Below are 727 nucleotides of genomic sequence, written 5' to 3'. Positions count from 1 at the left end.
ACTACGCGACGGGCTCCGGCGCCCTCGCCTCCGGCTGGCTCAGCCTAAACGGCACGTGGTACTGGCTCGACCCCGAGACCCATTCCATGGCCACTGGCCTGCACGAGTGCAACGGCTCCATGTACTATTTCCACCCCTCCGGCGCCATGGCGACCGGCTGGGTCCTCGACGGCGGGACCTGGTACTACGCGACGGGCTCCGGCGCCCTCGCCTCCGGCTGGCTCAACCTAAACGGCACGTGGTACTGGCTCGACCCCTCGACGCACGCCATGGCTACTGGTATTCAGCAAATCGACGGGGCACAATACTCTTTTGCTAGCAATGGTGTATGGCTAGGCTAACAGCGCTTCTTTAATTGCTTTTTTCCAATTGCATATCGCTCTTAGTGATTCATTTGTAAACTAGGAATATGTATATTTTGGTTATTACTGGGGGCTGAATATGGTATGGAAAAGCAAACTAAATTAATGCTATTCATTCTTTTTATATTATTGCTCTCTGGTTCCGGCGTAGCCGGAGTCGCGAATGCGGACCCCATAAGTTCCTCTTTCCCTACTATTCACGAGCTGCAATCCGTTTCCTCGACTCCTGCACCTTCCGATTCTATCGATGAAGGAAGTGCTCAAGGATCCGTTATGTGGAGTCAGAGCTGGAATTTGCGTGACGGTAATTGGTTCTATGTGGATTCAGTCAATCCGGTCTCGCTTCATTCAGGCTGGCTATATGC

Annotated in this window: 1 protein-coding gene and 1 pseudogene; both read left to right on the top strand. The window is 53.0% G+C overall.

Annotated features, from left to right (window positions below; genetic code table 11):
* Positions 1-341 (top strand): annotated as a pseudogene (locus ACQRAQ_RS08620) (choline-binding protein A); the annotation flags it as partial.
* Positions 342-446: 105 nt separating this feature from the next.
* Positions 447-727: hypothetical protein (locus ACQRAQ_RS08615; protein ID WP_427794556.1), on the top strand; the 281-nt coding region annotated here is incomplete at its 3' end.

Origin of the sequence: Collinsella sp. SGI.178 (assembly GCF_050313495.1) — a bacterium.
Lineage (GTDB): Bacteria > Actinomycetota > Coriobacteriia > Coriobacteriales > Coriobacteriaceae > Collinsella.
Note: the sequence above shows the minus strand (reverse complement) of the source record. Positions and strands in the feature narration are given on the sequence as shown.